A 25,142-nucleotide genomic window follows, 5' to 3' on the forward strand; every position below is an offset into this window, starting at 1 on the left:
CACCCGGTAACCACGGTTGACATGCACCCGACCCCGGTCGTCCGTCCACGGAACCCGGAAGACGATCTGACGCTCCGGCTCCAGGAGCCGCTCGAGGACTCCGGCCTCCGCGTACTCGGGGCGCGCGGCGAGCACGGGGGCGAGGGTGTCCAACACCTCCCGTACGGCTTGGTGGAACTCGGGCTGAGCCGGATTGCGGCCCTCGATCTCGGCCCGGAGTACGTCCAGCCTGTCCTTGGCGACGGTCACGTGTGATCCTCTCCCATGCAGCCGGCGGGCGCGCGGGCCCGGGCGGGGGAGCCTACCGTGCGCCCCGCATCCCCGGAGGGCGGCTCCAGCCCGGCTCCACCGCGGCTACGACGGGAGGGAGAGGGACCACCCGGCGACGTCCGCGAGGCGGCCGCGCCACAGCGCGTAGCGCATCGTCTGGTTGGCCGCGCCCGTGAGGAACGTGGCCCCCCGCAGGTGCACCCAGCGGGGCAGCAGAGCCTGGGTACGGGATCCGAGTTCCTCACCGACGGCCTCCCGGACGAGGCGGGGGACGCGGGCGAGCGCCTCCGATCCCGGGCCGCCGTCGCGCAGGCTCTGCTCCCACTCCTCCTCGTACGCCCTGCGGCTGATCGCCTGGCCGTAGAGGAGGCCGCCGGGGATGTTCAGCGAGACACCGAAGTGGGACTGGCCGGTCTCGTCGCCGTCCAGCATGCTGATCAGCATCTGCAGGTCGAGGTCCAGGATCGGCTCGACCACGTTCGGATGCGCGGTGTCGTCCCGCCGCTCCGGTCCCTCGGCTGTGGATTCGGACATCGAGGCTTCCCTCCCGTAGGACACGCTGACCGGGACCCCGGTGGCACCGTCGCCAGCACGAACCGTCCCCACCGTACCGGGGGCGCCGGTAGCGTGGAGCGGCCCGCACCGTTGCCCCGCAGGCCCGTCAGCTCTGGTCGCGTACGGCCCACGGCGAGCCGTACGCGGTGAGCAGGTCGAGGAAGGGCCGGGGCGCGAAGGCCTCGGGGCCGAGGACACCCGAGTCGGACCAGACGCCGGTGGCGATCAGTTCGAGCGCCACCACCGGGTTGATCGCGGTCTGCCAGACCACGGCCTGGGAGCCGTACTCCTTCATGGACCACTGGTTGTCGACGACGTGGTAGAGGTACACCTCGCGCGGCAGGCCGTCCTTGACGCCCTTGACCCAGGTCCCGGCGCAGGTCTTGCCCGTCATCCGGTCCCCCAGCGTCGCCGGGTCCGGCAGGCAGGCCGCGACCACGTCGCGGGGCGAGACCCGGACGGGTCCCGCGTCGCTGGGGACGGTCACCGGGGCCGTCGCGTCCAGGCCCAGGGCGTGCAGGGACTTGAGCTTGCCGATGAAGTCGTCGCCGAGGCCGTACTTGAAGGTGACCCGGCGGGCGTCGACCCAGCGGGGGATCAGCAGCACCTCCTCGTGCTCGACGTTCACGCACTCGACCGGGCCGATGCCCTCGGGGAAGTCGAAGACCTCCGGTTCGCTGAAGGGCTCCGTCGTGAACCAGCCGCGGTCCGCCTCGTAGACCACCGGCGGGTTGAGGCACTCCTCGATGGTGGTCCAGATGTTGAAGGACGGGGCGAAGTCGTAGCCCTCGACGGTCAGGTTCGCCCCGTCGCGCACGCCGATCTCCTCGATCTCGTCGAAGAGCTCCTCGGCGGCGTAGCGGGCGAACACGTCCGACAGGCCGGGCTCCACCCCCATGCCGACGAGCGCGAGCCGGCCGGACTGCTCCCACTCCCGGGCCCGTTCGAACTGCTCGTCGCCGAGTTTGACCCCGCACTCGCCGTACGGCCGGCTGGGGTGCGGGCGCGACAGGGACATCGCCATGTCCAGGTAGTGCGTGCCCGCGGCCAGGGCTGCCCGGAAGAGCGGCATGACGAACCGCGGGTCGGTGGCGTTCATCAGGACGTCGCACTGCCGCTCGGCGAGCAGTGCGGTCACGGCGGCCCCGTCCGAGGCGTCGACGCGGCAGGCGCTGAACCGGCCGCCCGGGTCGTCCAGCGCGGCCACGGCGGCCTCGGCCCGGGACAGGTCGTAGTCGGCGACGACGAACTGGTCGAAGAAGTCGCGGCGGGCCGCGATCCGGGTGATCGCCGTCCCGACGCCTCCGGCGCCGACGAGCAGTACACGCATGACAGGAACCCTTCATCGAAATGAGTTGAATGAGTCGAATGAGAGGTGCGCTCCCCTGGAAGGTGATGAAACCCGGGCGGCGAGATTAAGGTCAATGGTGTTGGCATAAGGCGGGCGCGTGGCCCGCAGGTGACACGGGACGGAGGGGGTACGGCCATGGCGAAGAAGGTGGTCCCCGAGGAGGCGCGGCGGCGGCGCCGTCCCACCCGGCAGGGGACGGTCCTGTCGGAGCGGCTGATCGTGGAGACGGCGCTGCGGATGCTGCGCGAACACGGCAGTGCCGGCCTGTCCGCGCGCCGGCTTGGCATGGCGCTGGGGGCGGATCCGAGCACGCTGTACCGGTACTTCTCTGGGATGGACGACCTCACGCTCGCCATCGGCGAGGAGCTCATCGGCCGGGCGCTATCGGGCTGGTCCCCGACCGGGGCGTGGCGCGGCGACCTGCGGGAACTGGGGCTGCGCATCCACGGCGCGTACCTCGCCCACCCCCAGGCGGCGGTGCTGACCGCCAGCCGTGTGACGGGGCGGCCGCGGGAGATCGCGGCGGACGAGGCGATCCTCGGGGTCCTGCGTACGGCCGGGTTCGCAGACCCCGACGCGGTACGGATCTTCCACGCCTTCGTCGACCAGAGCCTCGCGTTCGCGGCGCTGGACGCCGGCGCCCTGGCCCTGGCCGACGCCTCGCGGGAGGCCGATGAGGCCATGTGGGAGTCGACATACGCCCGGCTGCCGGAGGGGGCTTACCCGCACATCGCGGCGACGGCCGGGCTGCTGGCCGCGCGCATGACGGCCAGTGCCTATCCCACGGCGCTGGACATGCTCCTCGCGAGCGCGGCGGCGGAGCTCGCGCACGTGACGCCCGCCGCGCGGCCCGTCACGGGAGGCGGAGCCTGACGGCCGGGAAGACCGGCTGGGTGTGCGGCAACCGGGGCGTGGCGACCGCCACTTGACGCCGGCGGTCGCCCACGCCCGGGCGCGGGGCCCTACTGGCTCCGCTGGCCGAGGATGCAGAACTCGTTGCCTTCGGGGTCCTCCAGGACGACCCACGACTGCTCGCCCTGGCCGATGTCGGCGCGCCGGGCGCCGTGCGCCAGCAGGCGCGCCACCTCGGCGGCCTGGTCGTCGGGCCGGAAGTCGAGGTGCAGCCGGCTCTTGACCTTCTTGCTCTCCTCGATCCGGACGAAGTCCAGTCCCGGCAGGCGATCCGGTTCCGGGCGGATCTCGAACTCGTCGTCGGAGGAATGGACCACGACCCAGCCGAGGGCGTCGGCCCACCACTGTCCCAGGGCCGCCGGATCCACCGAGTGGACGATTACCTGTTCCCATTCCAAGGTCATCCGGTGACCCTAAACCGGCCGGGGCTCCGTTGACCAGCCATTTGGCCACCTCCCAGGTACGGAGAAGGCCGCGTTCCCCAGGAGTGCGGGACGCGGCCTCCGCCGGCGGCGTACGGGGTTCAGAACCTCGGGCGCCGGAAGTAGTCGCCGGCCTTGGCGAGGCCCACGATGACCCAGACGCCGAGGCCGAGGGAGATCAGCGCCGTCACCAGGGAGAAGATGCCGGCGCCGACCGGCGCGTGACGGTCGGAGCCGAACGCGGCCAGGTTGACGATCACGCTGAGACCGCCGAAGAAGGCCTGGAACGAGCCGTAGATGATGCCGGAGATACGCACGCCGGAGCGGCCCTTGCCCATCTTGACGGCCGTCAGGAACGGCCACAGGGCCAGGCCGATGCAGAGGATGCCCGCGATGACGAGCACGCCTCCGGCGACGGCGCCCACCTCGCCCGCCGACGAACTCGACGACCCCATGAGCGCGGAGGCGAAGAGCGCGCCGCCGAGGAGGACGACCAGGCCCAGGAGCGCCTGCAGGCTGCCCAGGATGAAGAGGATGACGCGGGCGCCCTTCGCACCGCCGGGCATCTCCATGTGTGCCCCCGGGTATCCGGCCGGTCCGCCGGGGTAGCCCTGCTGGGGCGGGTAGGCGTAGCCGCCCGGCGGGCCTTGGGGCGGATACCCGTAACCCGGCGGGGCCTGGGGCGGGTGGCCGTAGCCGGGCTGGCCCTGCGGGGCCTGGGGCTGCTCGCCGTAAGGGGTGTTCGGGCTGCCGTAGCTCATCTAGGGTGTTCCTCCGTGGAAGTGCGGGGACGCACGGCACGCACGCGGAGGAACGAGGTGTGTCTTGCGGTCCGCCCCCCGGCACTGCCCGCGGCACTCATCAGGCTGCATCGTCGTCTGACCGGTGAGGGCTTGTCCAGTTCGGCGCCGGGCGGACGGCGCCCGGCGGGTCCCGGCCGAGACCCGGCGGGCCGCCCAACAGGCCCGCGGACGCCCACGAAGAGCCGCGCGACCCGGCAAGGCCCGTTGCCGATATGGCAATCTGCTCGTATGGATGACGACATCGACCAAGCGCTCGACGCGGTCGGCCCACGACTGCGCGCCCTGCGCCGACAGCGCGAGACGACGCTGGCCGACCTGTCGGCGACGACGGGCATCTCGGTGAGCACCCTGTCCCGCCTGGAGTCCGGTACCCGCCGGCCCAACCTCGAACTGCTGCTCCCCCTGGCCCGGGCGTACGGCGTCACCCTCGACGAACTCGTCGGCGCCCCGCCCACCGGCGATCCGCGCATCCACCTGCGTCCGGTCAACCGCCACGGCATGACGATGGTGCCCCTGACCCGCCGGGCCGGCGGCATCCAGGCGTACAAGCTCGTGATCCCGGCCGGCAGCCGCCGCCGGGTGCCGGAGGCGAAGACCCACGAGGGCTACGAGTGGCTGTACGTCCTCAACGGGCGGCTGCGGCTCGTACTCGGAGACAAGGACCTCCTGCTCGCACCGGGTGAAGCAGCCGAGTTCGACACCCGGGTGCCGCACTGGTTCGGGGCCTGCGACGCCGAACCGGTCGAGTTCCTCAGCCTGTTCGGCACCCAGGGCGAACGTGCGCACCTCCGCGCCCGTCCCCGGCCGGAGCCCTCAACCGGAGGCGCCGGCTGACGGACCGGACGCGCCGGTGCGCCCACCGGTCCCGAGCGGTACCCGGCGTGTGATCACCCGGGTGCCCGGCAGCGGATGCCGGGGTCCGTCGGGACTGCTCGCATGGTCCTGACGGCCGCGGACGCGCCGCGGCACGGAGGGAGTGGCGATGGTGCACCTGGGACGACGCGCCGCGATGGCGGCGGCACTGGCCGCGGGGCTGACCGTGGGACGGGCTCCCCGGTCCGGCGCCCTCGCGGCGCCCGGGCCGGCCGCGCGCCCCGCCGGTCCGCAGCCGCCGGCGTCCCTCATGGGCGGTGAGATCCGCCGACTGCCCACGTCGCGAAGGGTGCTGGCGCTGACCTTCAACGCCGCTTGGGACGAGAGCGGGATCGACACCGTGCTGGAGGAGTTGCGGCGCCGCGGGCTCCCCGCCACGTTCTTCCCCACCGGCCTGTTCGCCGAAGCCCACCCCGGGGCGGTGCGCGCGGTCGCCGCCGCGTCGCACGGCCTCGGCAACCACTCCCACAGCCATCCCTTCTTCGACGACCTCGACACGGCGGAGCGGGCGGCCGAAGTGCGCCGCGCCGACGCGGCGATCCGGAAGGCGTCGGGGGCCGCGCCGCTGCCGTTCTTCCGTTTCCCGTACAGCTCCACCACCGAGGACTCCGTCGCGGACGTCAACGACCTCGGGTACGCGGCGATCGAGTTCACCACCGACACGAACGGCTACCTCGGCCCGAAGGGCGGTATGAGCGTCGACACGGTGGTGCAGCGGGCCGTCGACGCGTTCACCCCCGGGGCGATCCTGCAGATGCACGTCGGCAGCACCGGCGACGGCATCGTCCTCGACGCCCGGGCACTGCCCCGGATCATCGACGCCGCCGAGGCCGAGGGCTACGAGGTCGTGGACCTGCGCGGGTTCCTCGTCTGGGCCGCACGGCGGTAGTCCACCGGTCGGAGAGTCCCGGCGTTCGGGACCCGCCTCCCGGCCCGCCGCCCGGACAACCGGTCCACCGCAGGTGTACGGGCGCCCCGTCGCCTGCCCTGTCAGTGGCCTGTGAGAGGCTCCGCACCGTGTGGCCTGCTGAAAGGGCCGCACGGCACGGATCGGGTGGGGGAGCATGGGACAGAACGACGAGGGCAGACCGGGTGTCTCCGACGAGGAGTGGGCTCGGTTCAGCGCGCAGGCGGGCGAGGGCGGCGGGGACGCCCCCAGGGAACCGTCCGCGCGGGCAAGGATGGTGACGGAGCGGCTGCGGCGCGAGGAGGCGGATCGGGCACAGACCGGCCGGGGGCTCTTCCGGCGCGCGCCGAGGGCGGGCGCGGGTGATCCGCCCGGCTGGCGGACCGGGCCGGCGTGGCAGGAGAGGGAGGGCCGGGGCCGGGGCAAACGCCGGTTGAAGGCGACCGCGGCCGTCGTCGGCATCGCCGCGCTCGCACTGGTGGCGGTGCGTCCGGAGCTGCTGATCGACCGGATCACGGGCAAGGCCGAGGACCGGGAGGACCGGAAGGACGCCGCCGCGGCCGCCCCCCTGGCCGCGGAGTCCGCCCGTCCGTCCGCGCCTCCGGCGGAGCTCTACCCGGACCAGCCCACGCTGACGCACCCGTTCCGGGGCTCGCCGGCGCTCCAGTGGGCCGACGGCGCCGCGGGGATCGAGGTGCCGGAGGCCGCGGCGACCGGCGGCATGACCAAGGAGCAGGTGGCGGACGCCCTGGCCAAAACCAAGCAGTTCCTGGTCGCCGCCAATCTCGACCCGGCCACCCTGCGCGGGGAACAGCCCGCGGCGGCGCTGGCCCTGATGGATCCGAAGGACAAGACGTCCAAGGAGCACGTGGCGGCGTCCTTCGCACGACCCGGTACCGACCAGAACCCGCTGGACCTGTTCAGCCGGTACGACCCGGCCGAGCTGAAGCTCGCGGGCGACGTCGTCAAGGTCCGCGGACGCATGTGGGTCGAGCCCGGCGAGGGGCCGGGGCAGGCCCACGTGCGGGTCGACTACTCCTTCGTCTACCCGTTCACGAAGGCCCAGGGCGGGTCGGACCAGGTCGAGCGGACCATCGTGCGCCGCGAGGCGACCTTCTCGATCGCCGACCCCCGCAAGTGGACGGCGACCGCGGGGAAGCTCTGGCTCGTCGCCTACCACCGGGACATAGCGAACAGCTCCTGCGACAAGCACGACGGGTTCCTGCACCCGGGCTTCACCGAGGACCCGGCGACCGGCACCGCGCCTTCCGGAACGCCGGTGGACCCGTACGACCGGAGCAAGACCATCGAGGAGTCCTCCCAGGAGGGCTGCACGACCATTTCGCGGTCCTGAGCGACCGTCGGGAGGGAGACCGGTCTCCGCCGTACCGGCGGGGACCGGCCGGGGCCGTTCCGGAACAGAGCGGGGCAGGTGTTCCTGTGCGCGCGCACCGCGGGACGGACACCGTGACGGCCGGCCCCGAGAACGTCACGTTTCACCCGCGGCCCGGACGGCGGGCTCACGATTGAGCGGCGGGTAGTCGGGCGGTTACGGATCATCTTCGGAGAGTGGACGGCCCCCGTGCGGGTAGCCGCCCTGTGCCGACCCCGCCGGGAGACAGCACTCCCGGCGGTGCCCGAAACCGGAGGTGACCGATGTCCAGTACGGCCATGACCAGGGGAATGACGCCACAGTCGATCATCTCGCTGCCCGGTGTGTACCGCCCGCAGGCGGACACCCGGCTCCTCGCCCACGAACTGGCCCAGGAAGAGGTGGGCCCGTCGACGGAACTGCTGGAGATCAGCACCGGGACGGGCGCCCTCGCACTGAGCGCGGCCGCCCGGGGAGCCCGGGTCACGGCCGTCGACGTGTCCTGGCGGGCGGTGACCACCGCGCGTCTGAACGGGCTCCGACAGAGGCTTCCCCTCCGCGTGCTGCACGGCGACTTCGCGGACCGCACCCGGGGCCGACGCTTCGACATGCTCCTGACGAACCCCCCGTACGTCCCCTCCCCAGAGCCCGGCCTGCCCTCGCACGGCCCGCAGCGGGCCTGGGACGCGGGCTCCGACGGGCGCCACATCATCGACCGCATCTGCGCCGACGCCCCCGCCCTGCTCCGTCCGGGAGGTGTCCTTCTCATGGTGCACTCCGCAATGTGCGGGGCCGAGGAGACCGTCGGCCGACTGGAGGACGGGGGGCTGACCGCGCGGGTGACAACCCGCGCCTCCGTGCCCTGGGGGCCCGTACTGCGCTCGCGCCGGGCCTGGCTGCAGGACCGCGGCCTGGCGGACGAGGGCGCCGAGCGGGAGGAACTGGTGGTCATCCGTGCCCGGCACCTCTGACCGCGCCGCCAACCCCTCCGACGCCACCGGCCCCTCCGCGACCGGGTGCCGTGCGGCCCGCCGCGTCTCCGTGGACCCGTCGGGTCCGGTCCTGGTCGAGGGCCCCGTCGAGATCCTGCTCGACGACGGGACCCTCGCCCGCTCGGACCGGTTCACGGTCGCCGTGTGCACCTGCCGGCGCAGCCGTACGTACCCCTGGTGCGACACCAGCCACCGCCCCCGGGAGCGCGCCGCGCCTCCTGAGGGCGGGCACGCCGACGGGGGCCCCCGTTGACCCGGTGACCCGCTCCGGGCCGGCGACCAGCACCGCTGCCTCCGCCACCCGCACCGCCGGGCCCGGCCCCGTGCCCGGTCGAGGCGCGCTGCCGGATGCCGCGGTGGAGGCCCTGCGTACGGGCGGGGCGCCCGCGTACACCGACCAGCGCACTGCGCACCGCCCCGTCCGCGGTATGAGGCCCTCCCCCGGCGCTCTCCGGAGTGCCGTGGTGCCCGGAATGCACCAGGGTGGGCACGGACAGCAGGGCTACCGGCCCTGCGTACGAAGGAGGCCGCGGTGACGGACGGCAGCGATCCCCGGCCCGACCCCGGAGCCGGTGCGGCTCCCCCGGGCCGGAGCGGACCGGCCGCTCCCCCGGCCTCCCGCGTCGCCCTGAAGGTCAACGGCACGGACCACGTGCTGGAGCTGGACCACCGCGTCACCCTCCTCGACGCCCTGCGCGGACACCTGGGCCTGACCGGGGCGAAGAAGGGGTGCGACCACGGCCAGTGCGGCGCGTGCACCGTGCTGCTCGACGGCAGGCGGGTCAACAGCTGCCTCCTGCTGGCGGTCGCCCAGGACGGCGCCGACGTCACCACGGTCGAGGGGCTCGGGACCGCGGACGGCGGCCTGCACCCGCTGCAGCGGGCCTTCCTGGAGCGGGACGCCTTCCAGTGCGGTTTCTGCACGCCCGGCCAGCTCTGTTCGGCCGTCGGAGCGATCGCCGAAGCCGGTGCCGGACACCCCTCGCACGCCACCGGCGCGGACGCCCTGGCCGACCCCGGCCCCGTCACCCTGACGGCGGAGGAGATCAAGGAGCGGCTGAGCGGCAACCTCTGTCGCTGCGGCGCCTACCCGCGCATCGTCGACGCCGTGACGGACGTGATCGCGTGAAGCCGTTCGCCTACGTCCGCGCCACCGGCCTCGACGAGGCGGTCGCGGCACACGCCCGGCACCCGGGGGCCCGCTACCTCGGCGGCGGCACCAACCTCGTGGACCTGATGAAGCTGGGGGTGGAGAGCCCGACGGCCCTCATCGACATCTCCCGGCTCCCCCTCGGCGACGTGCAGGAACTGCCCTCGGGCGGGCTTCGCATCGGCTCCATGGCCCGCAACAGCGACGTCGCCGCCCACCCCGCCGTACGCGCCCGCCACCCCGTCCTGTCCCAGGCGCTGCTGGCCGGCGCCTCCGGTCAGCTGCGCAACATGGCCACCACCGGGGGAAACCTGCTCCAGCGCACCCGGTGCTCCTACTTCCAGGACGTGTCCAAGCCCTGCAACAAGCGCGAGCCGGGCACCGGCTGCGGTGCCCGCGACGGGCTGCACCGGGACCACGCCGTGCTCGGGCAGTCGCAGGGGTGCATCGCGACGCACCCCTCCGACATGGCGGTGGCACTCGCGGCGCTCGGCGCCGGGATCGAGCTGTACGGCCCGGACGGAGCCCGTACCGTGCCCGCGGCGGAATTCCACCGGCTGCCGGGGGACCGCCCCGAGCGGGACACCGTGCTGCGCGGCGGGGAGATCATCACGGCGGTCGTGCTGCCCGCCCCGGGCAGCGGGGCCGTCTCGCTGTACCGCAAGGCGCGCGACCGGGCTTCGTACGCCTTCGCCCTGGCCTCGGTCGCGGCCGTCCTGGAGCTCGACGCGGGCCGCGTCCGGCGCGTGGCGCTCGCCTTCGGGGGGCTCGCCCACCGTCCGTGGCGTGCCGCCGCGGCCGAGGCCCTGCTGGTCGGCGCCGAACCCACGCCGGCGGTGCTGCGCCGGGCGGTGGAGGCGGAGCTGGCCCCGGCCCGGCCGCTGCGCGACAACGGCTACAAGGTGGCCCTGGCCGCCAACCTCGCCGTCGACGTCCTCGGCGCGCTGGCCGTCCGCGCGGGCGGCCGTCCCCGTACCCCGTAGCCCCGAACCCGTGGCCCAGCGCCATCCGGGGCCCCCGCACGGCACCATCGTCCTGAGGAGCTCCCATGCGGCACGTCGTACTCGGCACCCCGGCCGGCCGGGCTGAGGGACCGGAGAAGGTCACGGGCTCCGCCCGGTACGCCGGCGACCACGCCCCGGCCGGCTGCGCCCACGCCTGGCCGGTGCCCGCGACGGTCGCCCGGGGCCGCGTCACCTCCGTGGACACGGCGGCCGCGCTGGCCCTGCCCGGCGTGCTGTGCGTCCTCACGCCGCACGACGCCCCGCGGCTGGGCCCGTCCGACGACCCCACCCTCCAGGTGCTCCAGGACGCCCGGGTGCCGCACCGCGGCTGGTACGTGGCGCTGGCCGTCGCCGAGACCCCGGAAGCCGCCCGGGCGGCCGCCGGGGCGGTCGTGGTCACGTACGAGGCCGAGGAGCACGACGTCGCGTTCCGTGCCGACCACCCCGGCGCGTACACGCCCGAGGAGGCCAACGGCGGGCATCCCGCGCACCGCGAGCAGGGCGACCCGGACGCGGCCCTTGCCGCCGCGGCCGTACGGGTCGACTGCTCCTACGCGGTGGGCCCGCTGCACAACCACCCCATGGAGCCGCACGCCGCCACCGCCCTCTGGGACGACGCACGCGGCCACCTGACCGTGTACGACTCGAGCCAGGGCTCGGCGCCGGTCCGCTCGGCCCTCGCCGCCCTGTTCGAGCTGCCCGAGGACCGTGTCACCGTCGTCTCCGAGCACGTGGGCGGCGGGTTCGGCTGCAAGGGCACCCCGCGCCCGCACGTGGTCCTGGCCGCCATGGCCGCCCGCCGCACCGGCCGCCCCGTCACCCTCGCCCTGCCCCGCCGCCACCTTCCCGCCGTGGTCGGGCACCGGGCTCCGACGCTGCACCGGGTGCGTCTGGGCGCCCGAACCGACGGAACGCTCACCGCGCTCTCCCACGAGGTCACCACCCACACCTCCCGCGTCCGGGAGTTCGTCGAGCAGGCCGCCGTGCCCGGGCGCGTCATGTACGCCGTGCCCGACAGCCGCACCACCCACCGGGTCGTCGCCCTGGACGTGCCCACGCCGTCGTGGATGCGTGCCCCCGGGGAGGCCCCGGGCATGTACGCGCTGGAGTCGGCCATGGACGAGCTCGCCGACGCCCTCGGCATCGACCCGGTCGAGCTGCGCGTGCGCAACGAACCGGCGACCGAGCCGGACAGCGGCCGCCCGTTCAGCAGCCGGCACCTCGTGGAATGCCTGCGGGAGGGCGCCGACCGCTTCGGCTGGGCGTCGCTGCGCTCCCCGCGCCGGGAGGGTGCGTTCCTCTGCGGCACCGGCGTGGCCGCCGCGACGTACCCCGTGCTGATCGCCCCTTCCACGGCACGGGCCCATGCCCTTCCGGGCGGGAGGTTCCTGGTCGAGGTGAACGCCACCGACATCGGGACCGGGGCCCGCACCGTCCTGGCGCAGGTGGCCGCCGACGCTCTGGAAGTCCCCCTCGACGCCGTCTCGGTGGACATCGGGCACACCGGCCTGCCGCGGGCCTCGCTCGCGGGGGGGTCCAGCGGGACCGGCTCCTGGGGGTGGGCGGTGCACGACGCGTGCGTCGCGCTGACCGACCGCATGGCGGGCCGTCACGGGCCGCTCCCCGACGGCGGCCTGTCCGCGTCGGCCGACACCGCAGGGTCGGCGGGGCAGAAGTCGCCCTACTCCCGCCACGCGTTCGGCGCGCACTTCGCGGACGTACGCGTCGACACCGTCACCGGCGAGGTGCGGGTGGCCCGCCTGCTCGGGGTCTTCGCCGCCGGGCGGATCCTGAACCCCGTCACGGCGCGGTCCCAGTTCGTCGGTGCGATGGTGATGGGCATGGGCATGGCGCTGACCGAGCACAGCGGCGTCGACCCCGTCCACGGTGACTTCGTGGAGAGCGACCTGGCCTCCTACCACGTCCCGGTGCACGCCGACGTGCCGGACATCGAGGCGCACTGGATCGACGAGCACGACAAGCACCTCAACCCGATGGGCAGCAAGGGGATCGGCGAGATCGGCATCGTCGGCACGGCGGCCGCGATCGGCAACGCCTTCTGCCACGCCACGGGACGGCGCCTGCGCAGCCTCCCGCTCACGCCGGACCGCGTCCTGGACGTACTGGCCTGAGCGACCGCCGCCACCGCCGTACGGTCCTGCGGCGAAGGGGCCGTGCGCGGCGCGGGTCCTGGCCTGAAGTAGCGTTTCGGTCATGAGCATGCCGCCGCCCCAGTCGCCCGGCCCGTACGGGCCCCCGCAGCCCCCGCATCCGTACGGCGGCCCGCAGTACCCGGCCCAGCCCGGGCAGCCCCCGTACCCGCCGCAGGCCTACCCGCAGCCGGGCTACCCGGGGCAGTTCCCCGCGCAGGGCGGCTGGGGGCAGCCGCCGGTGGGGCCGCCGCCGCGCCGCAAGCGGACCGGGCTGGTGGTCGGGATCGTCGCGGCCTCGCTGGTCGGCCTCGGCGTCATGGGCTTCGTGGTGAAGCTCCTGGGCGACGCGGGTCAGGTCGCGAGCGGCGCCGGGTTCCCCGAGGCCCAGTACCGTCTCACCGTTCCGCAGACCGTGGTGGACGGGACGTACACCCTGGCGCAGGACCTGTCGCAGACCGAGGGCAAGAAGGCGCTCTCCGGTGCCTACGACCCGAAGATCCGCGACCCGAAGCCGGCGGTCGGCCAGTACACGTCCCATACCGGAGCGGGGACCGGCGCCCTGGTCCTCTCCGGGATGTACGGCCAGTTCAAGGACCCTGCGGCGGCCCGCCGGAAGATGATGGAGGGCGCCGCGGAAGCACAGGGCGCGACCGTGGCGGTCGCGGCCAAGGACGTCACGCCGCTCGGCTCCGACATCACCCTGACGTGCCAGGTCCTCACTTCGTCGCAGGGCGGCGTCACGAGCACCCTGCCCATGTGCGCGTGGGCGGACGAGAACACCGGCGCCTCGGTGGCCGTCGTGACCCCCGAGACCGTGCGGCAGAGCCCCGGTTCCGTCGACCTGCAGAAGGTGGGCGCCACCACGCTGAAGGTCCGCGCCGAGGCCCGCACTCCGATCGGCTGAGGCCGGCCGGACGCCCCGGCCCCGGCCCCCTTGTTCGGGACCGGGGCCGGGGCCTGGACCGGGGCCGGGGCCTGGGTTCTTCGGGCGTCAGCGCTCCGACAGCTCCGACGGGGCTTCCTGGACCACCCAGCCGTTGCCGTCCGGGTCGTCGAACGTCATGAACGAGTTCCATGTCTCGCCCTTGCCGTCCTCCCAGCCCGTCGCGCCGACGTGCCGGACCGGGGAGACGTCCACGCCCCGGGCGACGAGCTCCTCGCGGGCCGCCTCGATGTCCGTGACGCAGAGCTGGAGGCCCTGCAGCCCGCCCGGCGCCATCGCCTTGGTCCCGGGCGCCGCGGGCATTCCGTGGAGCATCGCGATCGAACAGCGCGAACCGGGCGGGGTCAGCTGGATGATGCGCATTCCGGGGGCGACCTCGTCGTCGAGGTCGACCTTGAAGCCGACCTTGTCGGCGTAGAACTCCTTCGCGCGGTCCATGTCGGCGACGGGGACGGGGACGACTTCGAGCGTCCAGTTCATGGAAAGCCTCCTCAGACACACCGGCGAGCCCCGGCAGGTCCACCGTCTCCCACGACCACCGCGCCGCGCACGCCGAAACGCCAATCCGGTCCGCTTCTCGTGCCGGTGTGCGTGCGCCCGCGTCAGAGGACGAAGACGCTCCTGTTGCCTTCCGGCCGGTACGTCTCGCCGGGGTCGACGAAGTGCTCCACCCGCCCCGAGCAGTCGGGACCGGACCACACCGCGACGGCAGTGTCCGTGTAGTTGGACACCGCCGGCGGGACGAAGTCGCCGAGCGGGTAGCATCCGCCGGGATCGCGGTGGGACACCCCGTCGACGATCAGGATCCCGTGGGCCGCGTACGCGGTGCCGGGGACCGAGAGCGCGAGCGCGGCGGCCGCCGCGACCCCGGCCGCCGTCGCCATACGTCGGTTCATACGCCTACCTCTTCCATGAGCCCGCCCGTTGCGGGCGGTGCCTTTCCCGCCGGTCTACCGCGCGCTCACCCGTCAGGACAGTCGACCGGGGCCGCCGTCACCCGGCCGGGTGCACCGGTTCACCGGCGGAACGCCCGCGGCGCGGTCCGGGTTGACCGGCCCGGCCGTGCCCGGTCCGGCGGCTCCGGCCCGTCGAGGGGAGCCGGGTACGCGGCCGGGTTAGGCTCGGACCAGGCTGTGAAGGGAATGGTCCGCATGTGTCGCTGGCTCGCCTACCTGGGTTCGCCGATCCTGCTCGACTCCCTGCTCTACCGCCCGGAGCACTCGCTGATCAACCAGAGCCTGCACGCCCGGATGGGTGTCGAGTCGACCAACGGCGACGGCTTCGGCATCGGCTGGTACGGCGAGGACGGCGACGGCACCCCGGCGGTCTTCCGCGACATCGGGCCCGCCTGGAACAACCGGAACCTGCGCGAGCTCTCCGCGCACGTACGTTCCTCTCTGTTCTTCGCGCACGTCCGCGCCTCGACGGGTTCCGCGATCCAGCAGACCAACTGCCACCCGTTCCGGCACGGCCGCTGGATGTGGATGCACAACGGGGCCATCGCGGACTTCCAGCGGCTGCAACGCGACCTCTGCATGGCCGTCGATCCGGCACTGTTCCCCTCCATCGAGGGGTCGACGGACTCCGAGGTGATGTTCTACCTCGCCGTCACCTTCGGGCTCGACCAGGACGTTCCCGGCGCGGTGGCCCGGATGGCGGGCCTGGTGGAGCGGCTCGGCAAGGAGCACGGGGTTCCGGAGCCCCTCCAGATGACCGTGGCGGTGAGCGACGGAGAGCGCGTGTGGGCCTTCCGGTACTCCAGCCAGGGGAAGTCCCGATCGCTGTTCTACAGCAGCCGCGCCGAGACCGTACGCCACCTCTACCCGGAGCTGGACTACCTCAGCGAGGTCTCCGACGACACCCGGATCGTGGTCTCCGAACCCCTGGGAGACCTGCCCGGCGTGTGGAACGAGCTGCCCGAGGCCAGTTACGCGGTGCTCCCTTCCGCGCCGGACACGGACTACCTCCCGTTCATCCCCGACGTCGGCTGAGGCGGCGGCGTCATCGCCCAGCGGATCGTCCGCGTCACGGCGTGGCCGGACAGGCGTACGCAGGTCGCCCCCGGGCCGGAGACCGCGCGCAGCGCGAGCGCGGTGCGGGCCCACGGCGGGAGCAGGGCGACCGCGTTCGCGGCGATCAGGGCGTACGGCGGTCGGGCGATCGGGGGCAGGGGCGGGTGGCGCAGGATGAAGCGGGCCGCGTCGAGGGCCTCGGGGGTGGCGCGCAGCTCGGGCCGGTACGCCGTGAGCCGGGCGGTCAGCTCGGCCCGGTCGCGGGGCGGGTCCGTGATCCCGAGGGCGGTCGCCACGCGGGCGGTGTCCGCCAGGTACGCGTCGCATCCGGCGGCATCCAGGGGGTGGGCGCCGAATCGCTGGTGGGCGCGGAGGAAGCTGTCGACCTCGGCAGCGTGCACCCAGCCCAGCAGGTGCGGGTCGGCCGCGTGGTACGGCTCCCCGCGGGCGGTGGTTCCCCGTACGCGTTCGTGGACGGCGCGGACCCGGTCGACGGCGAGCTGGGCGTCGGCCGCGGTGCCGTAGGTCGTGACGGCGAGGAAGGTGCTCGTGCGCTGGAGCCGGCCCCAGGGGTCGCCGCGGAAGCCGGAGTGCGCGGCGACGGCTGCCATGGCCAGGGGGTGCAGCGACTGGAGCAGGAGGGCGCTCAGGCCCCCGATGAACATCGAGGCGTCGCCGTGGACCGTGCGGATGGGCCGCTCGGGACCGAACCACCGGGGGCCGGGCGACCCGTGGATGCGCGCCCGGTTGGCCGGTCCGCCCGGGCCCGCGACCCGGGTGAACAGGGTCGTGCCGAGTCGTTCCCGCAGGTTCCGGCCGCCACGGGCCGCGGGCTCGTCCATACTCCTGTTCTGCCCCGTGGCCTTCCGGTTCACCCGCCCCGCCGGGGCCGTCACCGCCGGGTGAGCGCGGTGGCCGGGGCGGCCGCGCGGGAATCCTCGCGGGCCACCTGGCCGGGGTGGCGCCGACGCCAGTACGGGTTGTCGTGCGGCAGGCCGCCGCTGACCCGGCCGTACATGCCGAACGTCGTGATGAGGAGGCCCATCACGAAGCTGAAGACGACGTTGGACATGCTGAAGTCAAGGATGTTGACGGCCTTGTCGATCATGAACAGGTGGACGAAGCCACTGAGTACGAAGAGGCAACCGACGGTGATGTTGACGGTGGACGCGAGGTTCCCGCCGATGGAGGCGGCGCCGACGAGCACCGCGCCGACGACCACGGAGATCAGGCTCAGGAGCCCGTTCGTGGAGAGCCCGCCGATCCTGGCCCCCTCCGTCGTGAAGAAGCCGAGCTGATCGGCGAAGCCGAGGCAGCCGAAGGCGAGCAGGATGGCGCCGCACAGTGCGGCTCCGATCCGGTAGACCAGGCTGAGCCGGTGGTCCACGGGAAGTTCGTCACGCACGTTCACGGCGACTCCTTGGGTTCTCCCCCGTTGGAGCTCCCAGTCTGCGTACCTCGTGCTGCGGCCGCAGCTTGCATCGATTGCGCAGCGAACGGAGCGCGGGCCGGCGCCCGGCCGCGGTGACGCGGGCGGGGCCGCCGCCGTCATTCGCCGACGATGCGCCGGACGTTCTCGACGCTGCCGCAGTCGGCCGACAGGTGCTTCTCCCTCTCCTTGAGGAACGCCGCGCCCAGCTCGGCCCTGCGCTCGTGGGGGACGCTCTCCCGGGCGCCGTTGAGGATCGTCCGCTCCTCCTCGTCGAGGTGGTGGGAGACGGCCTTGACGAGCTCCTCCAAGCGTGAGTCCCACTCATCGGAGCCCACCTCGGATACCTCCAAGAGGGCCAGCAGTGCCTTGTTCCCCTCGGCGTGCTCCTCGGTGCCGTGCTCCACTTCCTCGTTGTCGACGTCCTTGAACCGCTTCAGGGCGCCGTACACCTCGCTCTCCTCCGCCTCGCCGTGTGCGATGAGCAGCGCGGAGAACTTCGCGAGGGCGGCCGCCCGGTCCGACTCGACGCTCCGCATGCGGCGGAAGAGGTCCTCCATGGTGCGGTGGTCCTTCAGGATCATCGCGACGACGTCCTGGTCCTGCTGCTTGTCGGCGCTCATGCCGCAGCCTCCTCCGTCTGGTGTTCCGTCGTCTGCCGCGTGCTCGATGGCGGGCGGTTCAAACCCCGGGCCCCCGGTACGGCCGAGCCCCCGACTCCCCGTACCGGGGGCCGGTACCCCTGGGCGGGTACGGCGGCGCCGTACGGGCCGGTACGGCGGCGCCGTACGGGTTTGTCGGGGGGCGGTGGGGGCAGCCGCGTCAACGAATAGAACAGCCCCCGAATGGAGGCGCGAGATGTCATCGAACACGCTGATTGCCGTCATCGTCGTGGCGGCGGTCGTGGTGATCGCGCTCACGGCACTGCTGTGGGCGCTGGCGCGACGACGCCACCTGCGCGAACGGTTCGGGCCGGAGTACGAGCGCACGGTCGAGGAACAGGGCGGCCGGAGCGCCGCCGAGCGCGACCTGCGCGCCCGGGAGGAACGGCACGACAGCCTCGACATCAAGGAACTGTCGGCCGAGCGGCGCAACGAGTACGCGGCGGAGTGGAGCGGTGTCCAGCAGCAGTTCGTGGACCAGCCCGACGGTTCGGTGGCCCAGGCGGACGAGCTGGTGACACGCCTGATGGGTGAGCGCGGCTACCCCACCGAGGGGTACAGCGGACAGGTCCGCGACCTGTCGGTGGAGCACGGCCGCACGCTGGAGGAATACCGGGCCGCCCACGCGGTCAAGGTCCGCAGCGGGGCGGGAGAGGCGACGACTGAGGAGCTCCGAGGGGCGATGGTGCACTACCGCGCCCTGTTCGAGGAACTGCTCTCCGACCAGAGGAGCCGTTGACATGCAGCACCGCGACGAGAACACCCAGCGGGCCACCGAGCCCGTACTGACAACGGAGGACCTCGCCCGTCCGGCTCCGATCCCGGACCGGGACCCGGGCCGTGACACCGGACTCGAGACGGACCCGGACACGGACCTCGACACGGGCCGGAGCGCGGGCCTCGACACGGGCCGCGAAGCGGCCGTCTACCCGGGGGAAGCCACCGGCGACGCCCACCGTCCCGGCCCCACCGATGACGAGGAACGGAGCACGGAGGGCGACGCCTACCGCGCCGACGGGGCTCCGGCGGCCGAAGCCGAGGCCGACCGCACCGAGGAGACCGGGACCGGTGGCGCCGTCGACGGCGATGCGCCCTCGCCCTCCGGGCCGCCGGGCGACGCCGGAGCGGACGGCGTGGCCGAACCGCTCCTCGGCACCGCGGAGGCCGAGGGGTACCGCAGCACCTGGAGCGAGATCCAGGGCCGTTTCGTGGACGACCCGCGCGAAGCGGTCCGGTCGGCGGACACGCTGGTGGCCGAGGTCATGCAGGCCTTCGCGGGCACGCTGGCCGATCACCGGGGCCGGCTGGAGAAGCAGTGGGACAGCGGCGAGCAGGTGGCGACGGAGGACCTCCGGCAGGCGCTGCGGGCCTACCGCTCGCTGATCAACAGGCTGCTCGACACCTGAGGGCCCCGGCTCGGGAGTCAGGCATCTCCGGGACGCGGACGTCCAGGACGCAGATGTCGTCCCGATGGCCGGGCGCAGGGCGGGGAGGGTGCGGGCGAGCCTCTCGCCCCGTCCGCCCTCCAGGAGCCGCAGGGTGAGGATGACCAGGCGGGCGAGTACCGCTTCGATGTCCTCACCCGGCTCCTCCACGGAGGCCGTCCGCAGAGAGCAGCAGGCCTGGCCACGCCCCCAACGGCTTCGGCTTCGGCTTCGGCTCGATCCTCGTCCGGTGCTTCGACGTCTCCAGCGGCGTCACCGGCTACTACTTCGCCGTCATCGCCTTCGGCATCTTCCTCGGTTCGCTGCTCCTCGGGCGCATGTTCGACACCGTCGACTGATGGCCGATGATCTCGGGCACACCCCCCGGGTCATACTTGATCACGGCGCGGCACGGCGACTTCCCACAGACAGCAGGGTGAACATGTTCGAAGCGGTGCGGGAGAATCCCTATCCTGACAGCCACGTCCTCGGCGAGGGCCCCGAGCCGCATCCGCTGCTGGGGCCGGCCCTGCCGCTCCTCGGGCGGTGGCACGGCCGCGGTCGGGGCCAGTACCCCACCCTCTCGCAGGACTTCCGGTACGAGCAGGAGATCACCTTCAGCCACGACGGCCGCCCGTTCCTCCGCTACGAGGCACGCGCGTGGCTCGTCGACGCGGCCGGGGACCCGGTGCGCCCCGCGGGGCGTGAGAGCGGGTGGTGGCGGGTGACCCCGGACGCGGCTCTCGAGGTCGTACTGGCCCACCCGACGGGCATCGTGGAGACCTACGTCGGCCGGGTGTCCGGCACCGTGTTCGAGATCGAGACCGGGACCGTGGGGCTGACCCCGCTGGCCAAGGAGGTCACCGGGACCCGGCGCCGCTACACGCTCGACGCCGGGGAGCTGACGGTGGTCCACGACATGGCGGCGGTGGGCGAGCCCCTGACCCACCACCTCACTACACGCCTGCGCAAGCGCGCGTCCTGAGGCGCGCGGACGTCGGTGGCGGGCGGACGTCGGTGGCGCGCAGGCGTCGGTCGCGCGCAGACGTCCCGGTCCGCGGGCCTCAGCCGAGGGCATCGAGCAGCTCGCGCTCGCGGCCCGGGCTCAGGCCCGCGCGCCGCGGACGGTCCAGGCCCTGCTCGCATTCCCAGCGCAGCGTGTCGGCCAGCAGCTCGGCGCGGGGGCGGTGGCGCAGGCCGGCCGCCCGGGCGGCGGCGCCGGTGCGGGCCGACCAGCCTTCCCAGCCCGGTTCGGCCAGCCACATCGGCATCGACTCGGGGCCCATGAACCCGGCCACGCCGTGCGCGAGCAGCCACTCGGGGGCGGCGGCGGCCACCGGGCCCGTGTGTCCGCCGATGGAGCGGGAGAGCCCGATCCACTCCCCCAACGGCACCACCGGACCCACCGCGTCGTACGTCCCGGTGGTCCCCGCCTCCGCCGCGTCGAGCAGCCAGGCTGCGAGGTCCCGTACGTCGACCACCTGGGTCGGCGCGGCCTGCGAGTCCGGCACGAGCATCCGGCCGCGGGGCTCGCGGGCGGCCCGCGCCACCCAGTAGCCGGACCTGTCGCTGTGGTCGCCGGGCCCGCCGATGAGGCCGGCCCGCGCGATGACGAGCCGGTCGCCGACGTTCCGCGCGGACGCCTCCTCGCAGGCGGACTTGGCCTCGCCGTACACCGCGCGGTCGGCCTCGCCGCGGTCGGTCGGGGGCAACAGCGCCGTGGACTCGTCCGCGCCCGGCACGGCGTGCGAGGCGTAGGCGCTGACGGAGGAGACGTACGTCCAGTGCTTCGCCCTGCCGGCCAGCGCGGCGAGCGCCTCGCGCACGAATCCGGGCTGCCACGACACCTCCAGGACCGCGTCCCAGTCCCGGTCGAGCAGCGGATCGTACGCCGAGGGGTCGCGCCGGTCGGCCGCGACCAGCGCCGCACCGTCCGCCACTCCCCCGCTCTCACCGCGGGCGAGGCACGTCACCCGGTGCCCGCGCCCGACCGCCTGCCGCGCCAGCTCGCGGCCCACCCATGCCGTCCCGCCCAGTACGAGGATCTCCATCCCGGTACTCAACCACTGCCAGTGGCCCCGGGCCCGCGGAGTTCACCGTGGGCGAAGGCGGGCGCGGCGGCCGTGGTCAGCGGCCCGCGCCGCGTGGCGTAGGGTGAGGTCTACCGACGCGGGGTGGAGCAGCTCGGTAGCTCGCTGGGCTCATAACCCAGAGGTCGCAGGTTCAAATCCTGTCCCCGCTACTGCACGTGTGGCCCGGGTCCTCGGACTCGGGCCACACCTGTTTCCCGGGCCGGGCCGTGCTTGCCCCGTCCGAGTGGACGTCCTTCCCCCGGTCGGACCCCTTTCGGCCGTCAGGGCTGGTCAGATGGGGTGAAAGGGCGGATCCGGTCGTTTCCTGCCCCCTACTGGCCGCCGTTGACCGGGATGTGACCACCTCAAGCGCCACCCCGATACTGTCCGGAGCTCCCTCGACACCACCCCGCCCCACGCCCCGGGAACCGGGCGCGGCGACCGCGCCCAGCGGCATAGTCGCCCGCGCCCTGACCGCCCGTGCCGCCGCCCGCCGTTCCCCGGCCACCCGTTCCCGGATCGGCCGGGCGGCGTCGAAGCCGGCGGTGACGTCATGACGTTCACGCTGCTGACCTGCGCGCCGATGCTCGCGGCTGTTCTCCTGCTGTACTGGAAGCCGCGCGAGCCACGACACCGCCGCCCCGCCCGCACACCGCGGCCTCCCGCACGCCGCCGGACCCTGATCCGCTGTCACCTGTCACCGCCGCTGCTGAACGCACTGACCTAGAAGGCGTCTCTTCGGTGGGTTGGCCAACTGGTCATATGTGTTTGTCCGATTGGTGATCACCCGAAGCGAGGTGGGACCGGATCGAGCCGCTGATGCCGGCCGATCCGGTCCGCGGCGCCGGTGGGCTGACACCGCCGCCCACGTGACGCCATCGCGTGGAAGTACCCAACCAGCTGACCGGGTCCGACCCGTGGCTCCCAGCGGTTCCGGTAGTGGTTCACTTGCCGGACAGCTGGGGGCGTCCGGGGAGGGCGTGTGGAAGAGCCGGGCCACTCCGGGCAAACGTACGGTCAGGTCTGGGGGACAACCCCTGAGACCTGAACGAGGGGGTGGGGCCCGGCGGGTCCCGGCCCCTCGGTCGGTGGGTCAGCGCCGGCTGGGTGTGTGGTGCAGGAACTCCAGCCGCTGTCGGGCCAGGCTCAGGTGCCGGGGGTCGAGGGAGGGCAGGCGGTCGAGCAGGAGGATCAGCTCGGTGCCGGCGTCCAGGGCCGCGGCTGGGTCCTTGAGCTGGGTCCAGCAGTAGAGGGCTCCCGCCGCAGCGGCCTTGACCTCGGGGGCGTCCACGTCCTGGCGGGCCAGGCGGGCGCGCCCGGCGCTGGTCCACAGTTGCGTCGCGAGCCGGAAGTTGCCCGCCATCCGGGCGAGGTCGGCCCGGATCTCCTCCCACTCCGTCGCCTCCTGCGAGGCGTACCCGAAGGTCTGCAGGACGTACTGCTCCCAGGCCTGCGCGAGCGTGGCCGCCTCGAGGTGCCGGCCGGCGGTGGCCAGGGAGTGGATGTGGGGCCGCGGGTCCCGGCCGGGGGCGGCGCCCGGCGCGTGGACCGGTACGGCGGGAACCGGGTGGGGTTCGCCGGCCGGCTTCTGCCGCCGGACCGGCAGCGTCCGGGTGCTGAGGTCGTCCTCGGCGTCGCCGGGCGGCGCGGCGGACTCCGGTGCCCCCTGTCGGCCGGGCCCGACGTCCGCGGGCGGCCGGGAGCCGTCGCGTGCGGGAGCGGGCGAGACGCCCCCGCCCGGCGTGGGAGCCGCCGCGGCGGCGAGTTCCCTGGCGGTGGGCAGGACGAGCGCACCGGGGGGCAGGGCCGCCGATCCCACGGTGAGCGCGTGCAGTTGCAGGTTCGCCGGGCGCCGGGCGCTGCGCCGCAGCTGCTCGATCCAGTGCCGGGTGTAGCTGCTCACGGTGTTGCCGCCACCGGTGAACCCCGGTGGCGAGACCACCCCGTACACCTCGGCGGACGGGGAAGCGGGCAGGCTGTCGTACTCCCGCAGCAGCGGCCACGCGGCCTTGTCCGCCGCGAGGTCGAGCAGCACGGTGGTCAACCCGGGCGGGCGGGTGCGCAGTTCGAGTCCGAGCCACTCCCAGGGCAGGCCCGTGTAGCGGACGGTGCCGGCCGTGGTTCCGGCGAGGGCGAGGTGCAGGCGGCTGCCCCGGCGGTCCACCGTGAGCCGTCCGGACAGGTAGACGAGCAGGGGGCCGGGTGTGGCCGCCGCCGTGCGCAGGCGCATCAGCACGGTGTTGGGGTCCCGCACGCCGTCGAGGTACGTGGTGTCGCTGGGGATGTCGCTGTTGAGCAGCATCGAGGCGGGTACCACCCCGAGCGCGGCCAGGTTCGCGCTCGGCGCGACCTGCACGGTGCGGCGACGGACGGCGGCGTCCCCCGCTATCAGGAGTACGTGCCCCCGCTGGTGCTGCTCCGGACCTCTGTTGTGCATGAGCAGACCGTACCCACTCCGCGTGCCCGCCGACTGCCCCGGTGGACGCGGGAATTCCGCCGCGGCGGGCCCGACGGCCGCGGTCGCCCCGTACGAAGCGCTCCGGACCGGGCCGGATTCCGCGCGCCGCCGACCTGCGGAAACGATTGCTCTGGAGCCCTGATGGCCTACCGTTTCCCCCTGAGGACCGCTCGACCGGCCGTACCGTTGTCGTCCCGGTGGATGAGCCGCGCGCGGCGGACGGACGGCCCGGGACGTGCGGGACGTGCAGGACATGAAGGACCACCGGACCCCGTGGGGATGACCGTGCGCCACAAGACAGCCTTACTCGCCGTTTCCATGCTCGCCTTGGCGGCGGCCGCCGTCGGCTTCCGTTTCCAGGATCCGGCCGAGCCCGCGGAGCCGATCCGCCGCGCCGACGGGGCGCGCTCCGGGACGGTCGCCGGGCACCCGCGGCCGCAGCCGTACACGTCCCCGGTCCCCTACCCGGGGGAACGCTGGACGCGGGCGGTGGCCGACCTGCTCGGCCCCTGACCGGCGTCGCTCGGAGCCTCCCCGCCGACAGCGCGGCACCGTGCGGTCAGCGCGGCGCCGCGCCGTCGGCGGGGAACGCCGCGCCCGGGCCGCCGCGGGGTTCGACCTGTGGAGACCACCGGCCTGCCGGTCGAGGAGGTGGCCCGCACGGTCGGCTTCGGGAGCGCCGCCGTCCTGCGCGCGCAGTTCGTACGGCGCCGGGGGTTCCGCCCCGCTCGTACCGGCGCGCGTTCGGCCGTACGCGGTAGCGCTCGGGCCGGGACGGGCACTGTCCGGCGGGGTTGGGTCCGGCCGGTGGACGCACGGGCGCCCCGCGGCCCGGCAGGGGCTACGGGGCGCCGCAACGGTCAGGGCAGCAGGTCGGGTTCGACCGGCGCCGTGCCGTCGGTCAGCGGCGGCTGGGTCTTCGTCGGCTCCTTGGGCTTCGCCTCAGGCTGCGGCTTCGGCTTCGGCTGGGGCTGGGGCTTCGCCGGTTCGATGGCGAACGCCTCGGTCACGGCCGTGGCGGTGCCCGTCGTGTCCGTCCCGCCCAAGACGTACACGCAGCTGCCGCGCAGGCCGGTGCCCTCGGTGCAGGGTGCGGTGGCGGCCGCCGCGCCAGTGCGGGCGGTCGTCACGAAGGACAGGCTGATCCAGGCGTTGGTCTCGACGCTGTACGCCTCGACCACCGCGCTGCCCGTGACCCCGCCGGTGGTGCCGCCGATGGCGTACACGCACGCGCCCCGGTGTCCGGGCGGACACGGGGCCGTCGTCACGGCGGGGTTGGTGCGGGGGGGTGTCTCTATGTCCTTCGTCAAGGACGTGGTGCCGGGTATGAGGTTGTTTGGGGTGGTCATGCGGCGAGGGTGATGGTGGGGGTTCTGGA

28 protein-coding genes, 1 tRNA gene and 3 pseudogenes are annotated in these 25,142 nt (G+C 73.9%); 19 read left to right on the forward strand and 13 right to left on the reverse strand.

Features of this window, described 5'->3' with window-relative positions:
- The 3 genes and pseudogenes from ACFWTC_RS35300 to ACFWTC_RS35310 form a co-directional block, all read right to left on the reverse strand.
- Positions 1–249 (reverse strand): annotated as a pseudogene (locus tag ACFWTC_RS35300) (glutamate dehydrogenase); the annotation flags it as partial.
- Positions 250–354: 105 nt separating this feature from the next.
- Positions 355–804: a hypothetical protein gene (locus ACFWTC_RS35305; protein WP_383933498.1), complete on the reverse strand. Its 450-nt coding sequence runs from the start codon at positions 802–804 to the stop codon at positions 355–357.
- A 127-nt stretch (positions 805–931) separates the two neighbouring features.
- Positions 932–2,155 carry a saccharopine dehydrogenase family protein gene (locus ACFWTC_RS35310; protein ID WP_384074962.1) on the reverse strand — a complete coding sequence of 408 codons (1,224 nt, stop codon included), beginning with the start codon at positions 2,153–2,155 and terminating at the stop codon, positions 932–934.
- Positions 2,156–2,311: 156 nt separating this feature from the next.
- On the opposite strand from ACFWTC_RS35310, the gene ACFWTC_RS35315 reads away from it, so the two are divergent.
- Positions 2,312–3,049: a TetR/AcrR family transcriptional regulator gene (locus ACFWTC_RS35315; protein WP_384074965.1), complete on the forward strand. Its 738-nt coding sequence runs from the start codon at positions 2,312–2,314 to the stop codon at positions 3,047–3,049.
- 89 nt (positions 3,050–3,138) lie between these two features.
- Here the strand turns inward: ACFWTC_RS35315 and ACFWTC_RS35320 are convergent, their stop codons facing one another.
- Positions 3,139–3,492 (reverse strand): VOC family protein, encoded by a 354-nt coding sequence (locus tag ACFWTC_RS35320; RefSeq protein ID WP_383930832.1) that lies wholly within the window; start codon positions 3,490–3,492, stop codon positions 3,139–3,141.
- 119 nt (positions 3,493–3,611) lie between these two features.
- Positions 3,612–4,271 (reverse strand): hypothetical protein, encoded by a 660-nt coding sequence (locus ACFWTC_RS35325; protein ID WP_383930829.1) that lies wholly within the window; start codon positions 4,269–4,271, stop codon positions 3,612–3,614.
- A 270-nt stretch (positions 4,272–4,541) separates the two neighbouring features.
- On the opposite strand from ACFWTC_RS35325, the gene ACFWTC_RS35330 reads away from it, so the two are divergent.
- The 9 genes from ACFWTC_RS35330 (at position 4,542) to ACFWTC_RS35370 (ending at position 13,668) form a co-directional block, all read left to right on the forward strand.
- Positions 4,542–5,147 carry a helix-turn-helix domain-containing protein gene (locus tag ACFWTC_RS35330; RefSeq protein WP_383930826.1) on the forward strand — a complete coding sequence of 202 codons (606 nt, stop codon included), beginning with the start codon at positions 4,542–4,544 and terminating at the stop codon, positions 5,145–5,147.
- A 148-nt stretch (positions 5,148–5,295) separates the two neighbouring features.
- On the forward strand, positions 5,296–6,075 hold the full coding sequence (locus ACFWTC_RS35335; protein ID WP_384074968.1) for a polysaccharide deacetylase family protein: 780 nt from the start codon (positions 5,296–5,298) through the stop codon (positions 6,073–6,075).
- Between the two features lie 175 nt (positions 6,076–6,250).
- Positions 6,251–7,447 carry a hypothetical protein gene (locus tag ACFWTC_RS35340; RefSeq protein ID WP_384074971.1) on the forward strand — a complete coding sequence of 399 codons (1,197 nt, stop codon included), beginning with the start codon at positions 6,251–6,253 and terminating at the stop codon, positions 7,445–7,447.
- A gap of 317 nt (positions 7,448–7,764) precedes the next feature.
- On the forward strand, positions 7,765–8,436 hold the full coding sequence (locus ACFWTC_RS35345) for a HemK2/MTQ2 family protein methyltransferase (RefSeq protein WP_384074974.1): 672 nt from the start codon (positions 7,765–7,767) through the stop codon (positions 8,434–8,436).
- Complete coding sequence (locus ACFWTC_RS35350) at positions 8,420–8,710, forward strand: CDGSH iron-sulfur domain-containing protein (protein WP_384074977.1); 291 nt, start codon at positions 8,420–8,422, stop codon at positions 8,708–8,710. Before ACFWTC_RS35345 ends, ACFWTC_RS35350 begins: the two co-directional genes overlap by 17 nt.
- A gap of 375 nt (positions 8,711–9,085) precedes the next feature.
- Positions 9,086–9,586: a 2Fe-2S iron-sulfur cluster-binding protein gene (locus tag ACFWTC_RS35355; protein WP_384074998.1), complete on the forward strand. Its 501-nt coding sequence runs from the start codon at positions 9,086–9,088 to the stop codon at positions 9,584–9,586.
- Positions 9,583–10,590 (forward strand): FAD binding domain-containing protein, encoded by a 1,008-nt coding sequence (locus ACFWTC_RS35360; RefSeq protein ID WP_383930809.1) that lies wholly within the window; start codon positions 9,583–9,585, stop codon positions 10,588–10,590. The genes ACFWTC_RS35355 and ACFWTC_RS35360 overlap by 4 nt, the downstream gene beginning before the upstream one ends.
- Before the next feature lie 65 nt (positions 10,591–10,655).
- Positions 10,656–12,743 (forward strand): xanthine dehydrogenase family protein molybdopterin-binding subunit, encoded by a 2,088-nt coding sequence (locus ACFWTC_RS35365; protein WP_383930806.1) that lies wholly within the window; start codon positions 10,656–10,658, stop codon positions 12,741–12,743.
- A gap of 82 nt (positions 12,744–12,825) precedes the next feature.
- A complete protein-coding gene (locus ACFWTC_RS35370; RefSeq protein WP_383930804.1) occupies positions 12,826–13,668 on the forward strand; it encodes a hypothetical protein in 843 nt (280 codons plus the stop codon).
- An 87-nt stretch (positions 13,669–13,755) separates the two neighbouring features.
- Here the strand turns inward: ACFWTC_RS35370 and ACFWTC_RS35375 are convergent, their stop codons facing one another.
- Positions 13,756–14,187: a VOC family protein gene (locus ACFWTC_RS35375; protein WP_383930801.1), complete on the reverse strand. Its 432-nt coding sequence runs from the start codon at positions 14,185–14,187 to the stop codon at positions 13,756–13,758.
- Between the two features lie 122 nt (positions 14,188–14,309).
- On the reverse strand, positions 14,310–14,603 hold the full coding sequence (locus ACFWTC_RS35380) for a hypothetical protein (RefSeq protein ID WP_383930798.1): 294 nt from the start codon (positions 14,601–14,603) through the stop codon (positions 14,310–14,312).
- A 255-nt stretch (positions 14,604–14,858) separates the two neighbouring features.
- Between ACFWTC_RS35380 and ACFWTC_RS35385 the strand changes: the two genes are divergently transcribed.
- On the forward strand, positions 14,859–15,698 hold the full coding sequence (locus tag ACFWTC_RS35385; protein ID WP_383930841.1) for a class II glutamine amidotransferase: 840 nt from the start codon (positions 14,859–14,861) through the stop codon (positions 15,696–15,698).
- On the opposite strand, the gene ACFWTC_RS35390 is transcribed toward ACFWTC_RS35385, so the two are convergent.
- The 3 genes from ACFWTC_RS35390 to ACFWTC_RS35400 form a co-directional block, all read right to left on the reverse strand.
- The gene (locus tag ACFWTC_RS35390; RefSeq protein ID WP_383930795.1) at positions 15,668–16,561 is read right to left on the reverse strand and encodes an oxygenase MpaB family protein; all 894 of its coding nucleotides are present in this window, start codon (positions 16,559–16,561) and stop codon (positions 15,668–15,670) included. The genes ACFWTC_RS35385 and ACFWTC_RS35390 overlap by 31 nt on opposite strands.
- A 50-nt stretch (positions 16,562–16,611) precedes the next feature.
- Entirely contained in the window at positions 16,612–17,130 is a 519-nt protein-coding gene (locus ACFWTC_RS35395) for a DUF4383 domain-containing protein (RefSeq protein ID WP_384074980.1), read from the reverse strand.
- Positions 17,131–17,267: 137 nt separating this feature from the next.
- Positions 17,268–17,771 (reverse strand): hemerythrin domain-containing protein, encoded by a 504-nt coding sequence (locus ACFWTC_RS35400; protein WP_384074982.1) that lies wholly within the window; start codon positions 17,769–17,771, stop codon positions 17,268–17,270.
- A 235-nt stretch (positions 17,772–18,006) separates the two neighbouring features.
- On the opposite strand from ACFWTC_RS35400, the gene ACFWTC_RS35405 reads away from it, so the two are divergent.
- From ACFWTC_RS35405 to ACFWTC_RS35415, 3 genes are all read left to right on the forward strand, one after another.
- Positions 18,007–18,549, forward strand: a complete 543-nt coding sequence (locus tag ACFWTC_RS35405) for a hypothetical protein (RefSeq protein WP_383930786.1) — start codon at positions 18,007–18,009, stop codon at positions 18,547–18,549.
- 1 nt (position 18,550) lies between these two features.
- Positions 18,551–19,216, forward strand: a complete 666-nt coding sequence (locus tag ACFWTC_RS35410) for a hypothetical protein (RefSeq protein WP_384074984.1) — start codon at positions 18,551–18,553, stop codon at positions 19,214–19,216.
- A gap of 460 nt (positions 19,217–19,676) precedes the next feature.
- Positions 19,677–20,219, forward strand: coding sequence for an FABP family protein (locus ACFWTC_RS35415; protein ID WP_384075001.1), 543 nt, complete (start codon positions 19,677–19,679; stop codon positions 20,217–20,219).
- A gap of 79 nt (positions 20,220–20,298) precedes the next feature.
- On the opposite strand, the gene ACFWTC_RS35420 is transcribed toward ACFWTC_RS35415, so the two are convergent.
- A complete protein-coding gene (locus ACFWTC_RS35420) occupies positions 20,299–21,285 on the reverse strand; it encodes an NAD-dependent epimerase/dehydratase family protein (protein ID WP_384074987.1) in 987 nt (328 codons plus the stop codon).
- 117 nt (positions 21,286–21,402) lie between these two features.
- Here ACFWTC_RS35420 and ACFWTC_RS35425 point away from each other — a divergent pair.
- The 3 genes and pseudogenes from ACFWTC_RS35425 to ACFWTC_RS35435 all read left to right on the forward strand — a co-directional run.
- A tRNA-Met gene (locus ACFWTC_RS35425) sits at positions 21,403–21,476 on the forward strand.
- Between the two features lie 383 nt (positions 21,477–21,859).
- Positions 21,860–22,033, forward strand: coding sequence for a hypothetical protein (locus ACFWTC_RS35430; RefSeq protein WP_383930777.1), 174 nt, complete (start codon positions 21,860–21,862; stop codon positions 22,031–22,033).
- A gap of 37 nt (positions 22,034–22,070) precedes the next feature.
- Positions 22,071–22,204 (forward strand): annotated as a pseudogene (locus ACFWTC_RS35435) (IS5/IS1182 family transposase); the annotation flags it as partial.
- A 195-nt stretch (positions 22,205–22,399) separates the two neighbouring features.
- Here the strand turns inward: ACFWTC_RS35435 and ACFWTC_RS35440 are convergent.
- Positions 22,400–23,743 carry a hypothetical protein gene (locus ACFWTC_RS35440; protein ID WP_384074990.1) on the reverse strand — a complete coding sequence of 448 codons (1,344 nt, stop codon included), beginning with the start codon at positions 23,741–23,743 and terminating at the stop codon, positions 22,400–22,402.
- A 294-nt stretch (positions 23,744–24,037) separates the two neighbouring features.
- Here ACFWTC_RS35440 and ACFWTC_RS35445 point away from each other — a divergent pair, with 294 nt between their 5' ends.
- Positions 24,038–24,277, forward strand: a complete 240-nt coding sequence (locus ACFWTC_RS35445; RefSeq protein ID WP_384074993.1) for a hypothetical protein — start codon at positions 24,038–24,040, stop codon at positions 24,275–24,277.
- Between the two features lie 108 nt (positions 24,278–24,385).
- Positions 24,386–24,525 (forward strand): annotated as a pseudogene (locus tag ACFWTC_RS35450) (AraC family transcriptional regulator); the annotation flags it as partial.
- A 99-nt stretch (positions 24,526–24,624) separates the two neighbouring features.
- Here ACFWTC_RS35450 and ACFWTC_RS35455 read toward each other — a convergent pair.
- Positions 24,625–25,113: a hypothetical protein gene (locus tag ACFWTC_RS35455; RefSeq protein ID WP_384074995.1), complete on the reverse strand. Its 489-nt coding sequence runs from the start codon at positions 25,111–25,113 to the stop codon at positions 24,625–24,627.
- Positions 25,114–25,142 lie beyond the last annotated feature (29 nt).

Origin of the sequence: Streptomyces sp. NPDC058619, from assembly GCF_042717785.1 — a bacterium.
Taxonomy (GTDB): Bacteria; Actinomycetota; Actinomycetes; order Streptomycetales; family Streptomycetaceae; genus Streptomyces.

What these genes read in the sequence shown, in the direction of transcription:
- ACFWTC_RS35305 (WP_383933498.1), bottom strand. Translation starts at nt 804, where the DNA reads ATGTCCGAATCCACAGCCGAGGGACCGGAGCGGCGGGACGACACCGCG.
- ACFWTC_RS35310 (WP_384074962.1), bottom strand. Translation starts at nt 2,155, where the DNA reads ATGCGTGTACTGCTCGTCGGCGCCGGAGGCGTCGGGACGGCGATCACC.
- ACFWTC_RS35315 (WP_384074965.1), top strand. Translation starts at nt 2,312, where the DNA reads ATGGCGAAGAAGGTGGTCCCCGAGGAGGCGCGGCGGCGGCGCCGTCCC.
- ACFWTC_RS35320 (WP_383930832.1), bottom strand. Translation starts at nt 3,492, where the DNA reads ATGACCTTGGAATGGGAACAGGTAATCGTCCACTCGGTGGATCCGGCG.
- ACFWTC_RS35325 (WP_383930829.1), bottom strand. Translation starts at nt 4,271, where the DNA reads ATGAGCTACGGCAGCCCGAACACCCCTTACGGCGAGCAGCCCCAGGCC.
- ACFWTC_RS35330 (WP_383930826.1), top strand. Translation starts at nt 4,542, where the DNA reads ATGGATGACGACATCGACCAAGCGCTCGACGCGGTCGGCCCACGACTG.
- ACFWTC_RS35335 (WP_384074968.1), top strand. Translation starts at nt 5,296, where the DNA reads ATGGTGCACCTGGGACGACGCGCCGCGATGGCGGCGGCACTGGCCGCG.
- ACFWTC_RS35340 (WP_384074971.1), top strand. Translation starts at nt 6,251, where the DNA reads ATGGGACAGAACGACGAGGGCAGACCGGGTGTCTCCGACGAGGAGTGG.
- ACFWTC_RS35345 (WP_384074974.1), top strand. Translation starts at nt 7,765, where the DNA reads ATGACCAGGGGAATGACGCCACAGTCGATCATCTCGCTGCCCGGTGTG.
- ACFWTC_RS35365 (WP_383930806.1), top strand. Translation starts at nt 10,656, where the DNA reads ATGCGGCACGTCGTACTCGGCACCCCGGCCGGCCGGGCTGAGGGACCG.
- ACFWTC_RS35370 (WP_383930804.1), top strand. Translation starts at nt 12,826, where the DNA reads ATGAGCATGCCGCCGCCCCAGTCGCCCGGCCCGTACGGGCCCCCGCAG.
- ACFWTC_RS35375 (WP_383930801.1), bottom strand. Translation starts at nt 14,187, where the DNA reads ATGAACTGGACGCTCGAAGTCGTCCCCGTCCCCGTCGCCGACATGGAC.
- ACFWTC_RS35380 (WP_383930798.1), bottom strand. Translation starts at nt 14,603, where the DNA reads ATGAACCGACGTATGGCGACGGCGGCCGGGGTCGCGGCGGCCGCCGCG.
- ACFWTC_RS35385 (WP_383930841.1), top strand. Translation starts at nt 14,859, where the DNA reads ATGTGTCGCTGGCTCGCCTACCTGGGTTCGCCGATCCTGCTCGACTCC.
- ACFWTC_RS35390 (WP_383930795.1), bottom strand. Translation starts at nt 16,561, where the DNA reads ATGGACGAGCCCGCGGCCCGTGGCGGCCGGAACCTGCGGGAACGACTC.
- ACFWTC_RS35400 (WP_384074982.1), bottom strand. Translation starts at nt 17,771, where the DNA reads ATGAGCGCCGACAAGCAGCAGGACCAGGACGTCGTCGCGATGATCCTG.
- ACFWTC_RS35405 (WP_383930786.1), top strand. Translation starts at nt 18,007, where the DNA reads ATGTCATCGAACACGCTGATTGCCGTCATCGTCGTGGCGGCGGTCGTG.
- ACFWTC_RS35410 (WP_384074984.1), top strand. Translation starts at nt 18,551, where the DNA reads ATGCAGCACCGCGACGAGAACACCCAGCGGGCCACCGAGCCCGTACTG.
- ACFWTC_RS35415 (WP_384075001.1), top strand. Translation starts at nt 19,677, where the DNA reads ATGTTCGAAGCGGTGCGGGAGAATCCCTATCCTGACAGCCACGTCCTC.
- ACFWTC_RS35420 (WP_384074987.1), bottom strand. Translation starts at nt 21,285, where the DNA reads ATGGAGATCCTCGTACTGGGCGGGACGGCATGGGTGGGCCGCGAGCTG.
- ACFWTC_RS35430 (WP_383930777.1), top strand. Translation starts at nt 21,860, where the DNA reads ATGACGTTCACGCTGCTGACCTGCGCGCCGATGCTCGCGGCTGTTCTC.
- ACFWTC_RS35440 (WP_384074990.1), bottom strand. Translation starts at nt 23,743, where the DNA reads ATGCACAACAGAGGTCCGGAGCAGCACCAGCGGGGGCACGTACTCCTG.
- ACFWTC_RS35455 (WP_384074995.1), bottom strand. Translation starts at nt 25,113, where the DNA reads ATGACCACCCCAAACAACCTCATACCCGGCACCACGTCCTTGACGAAG.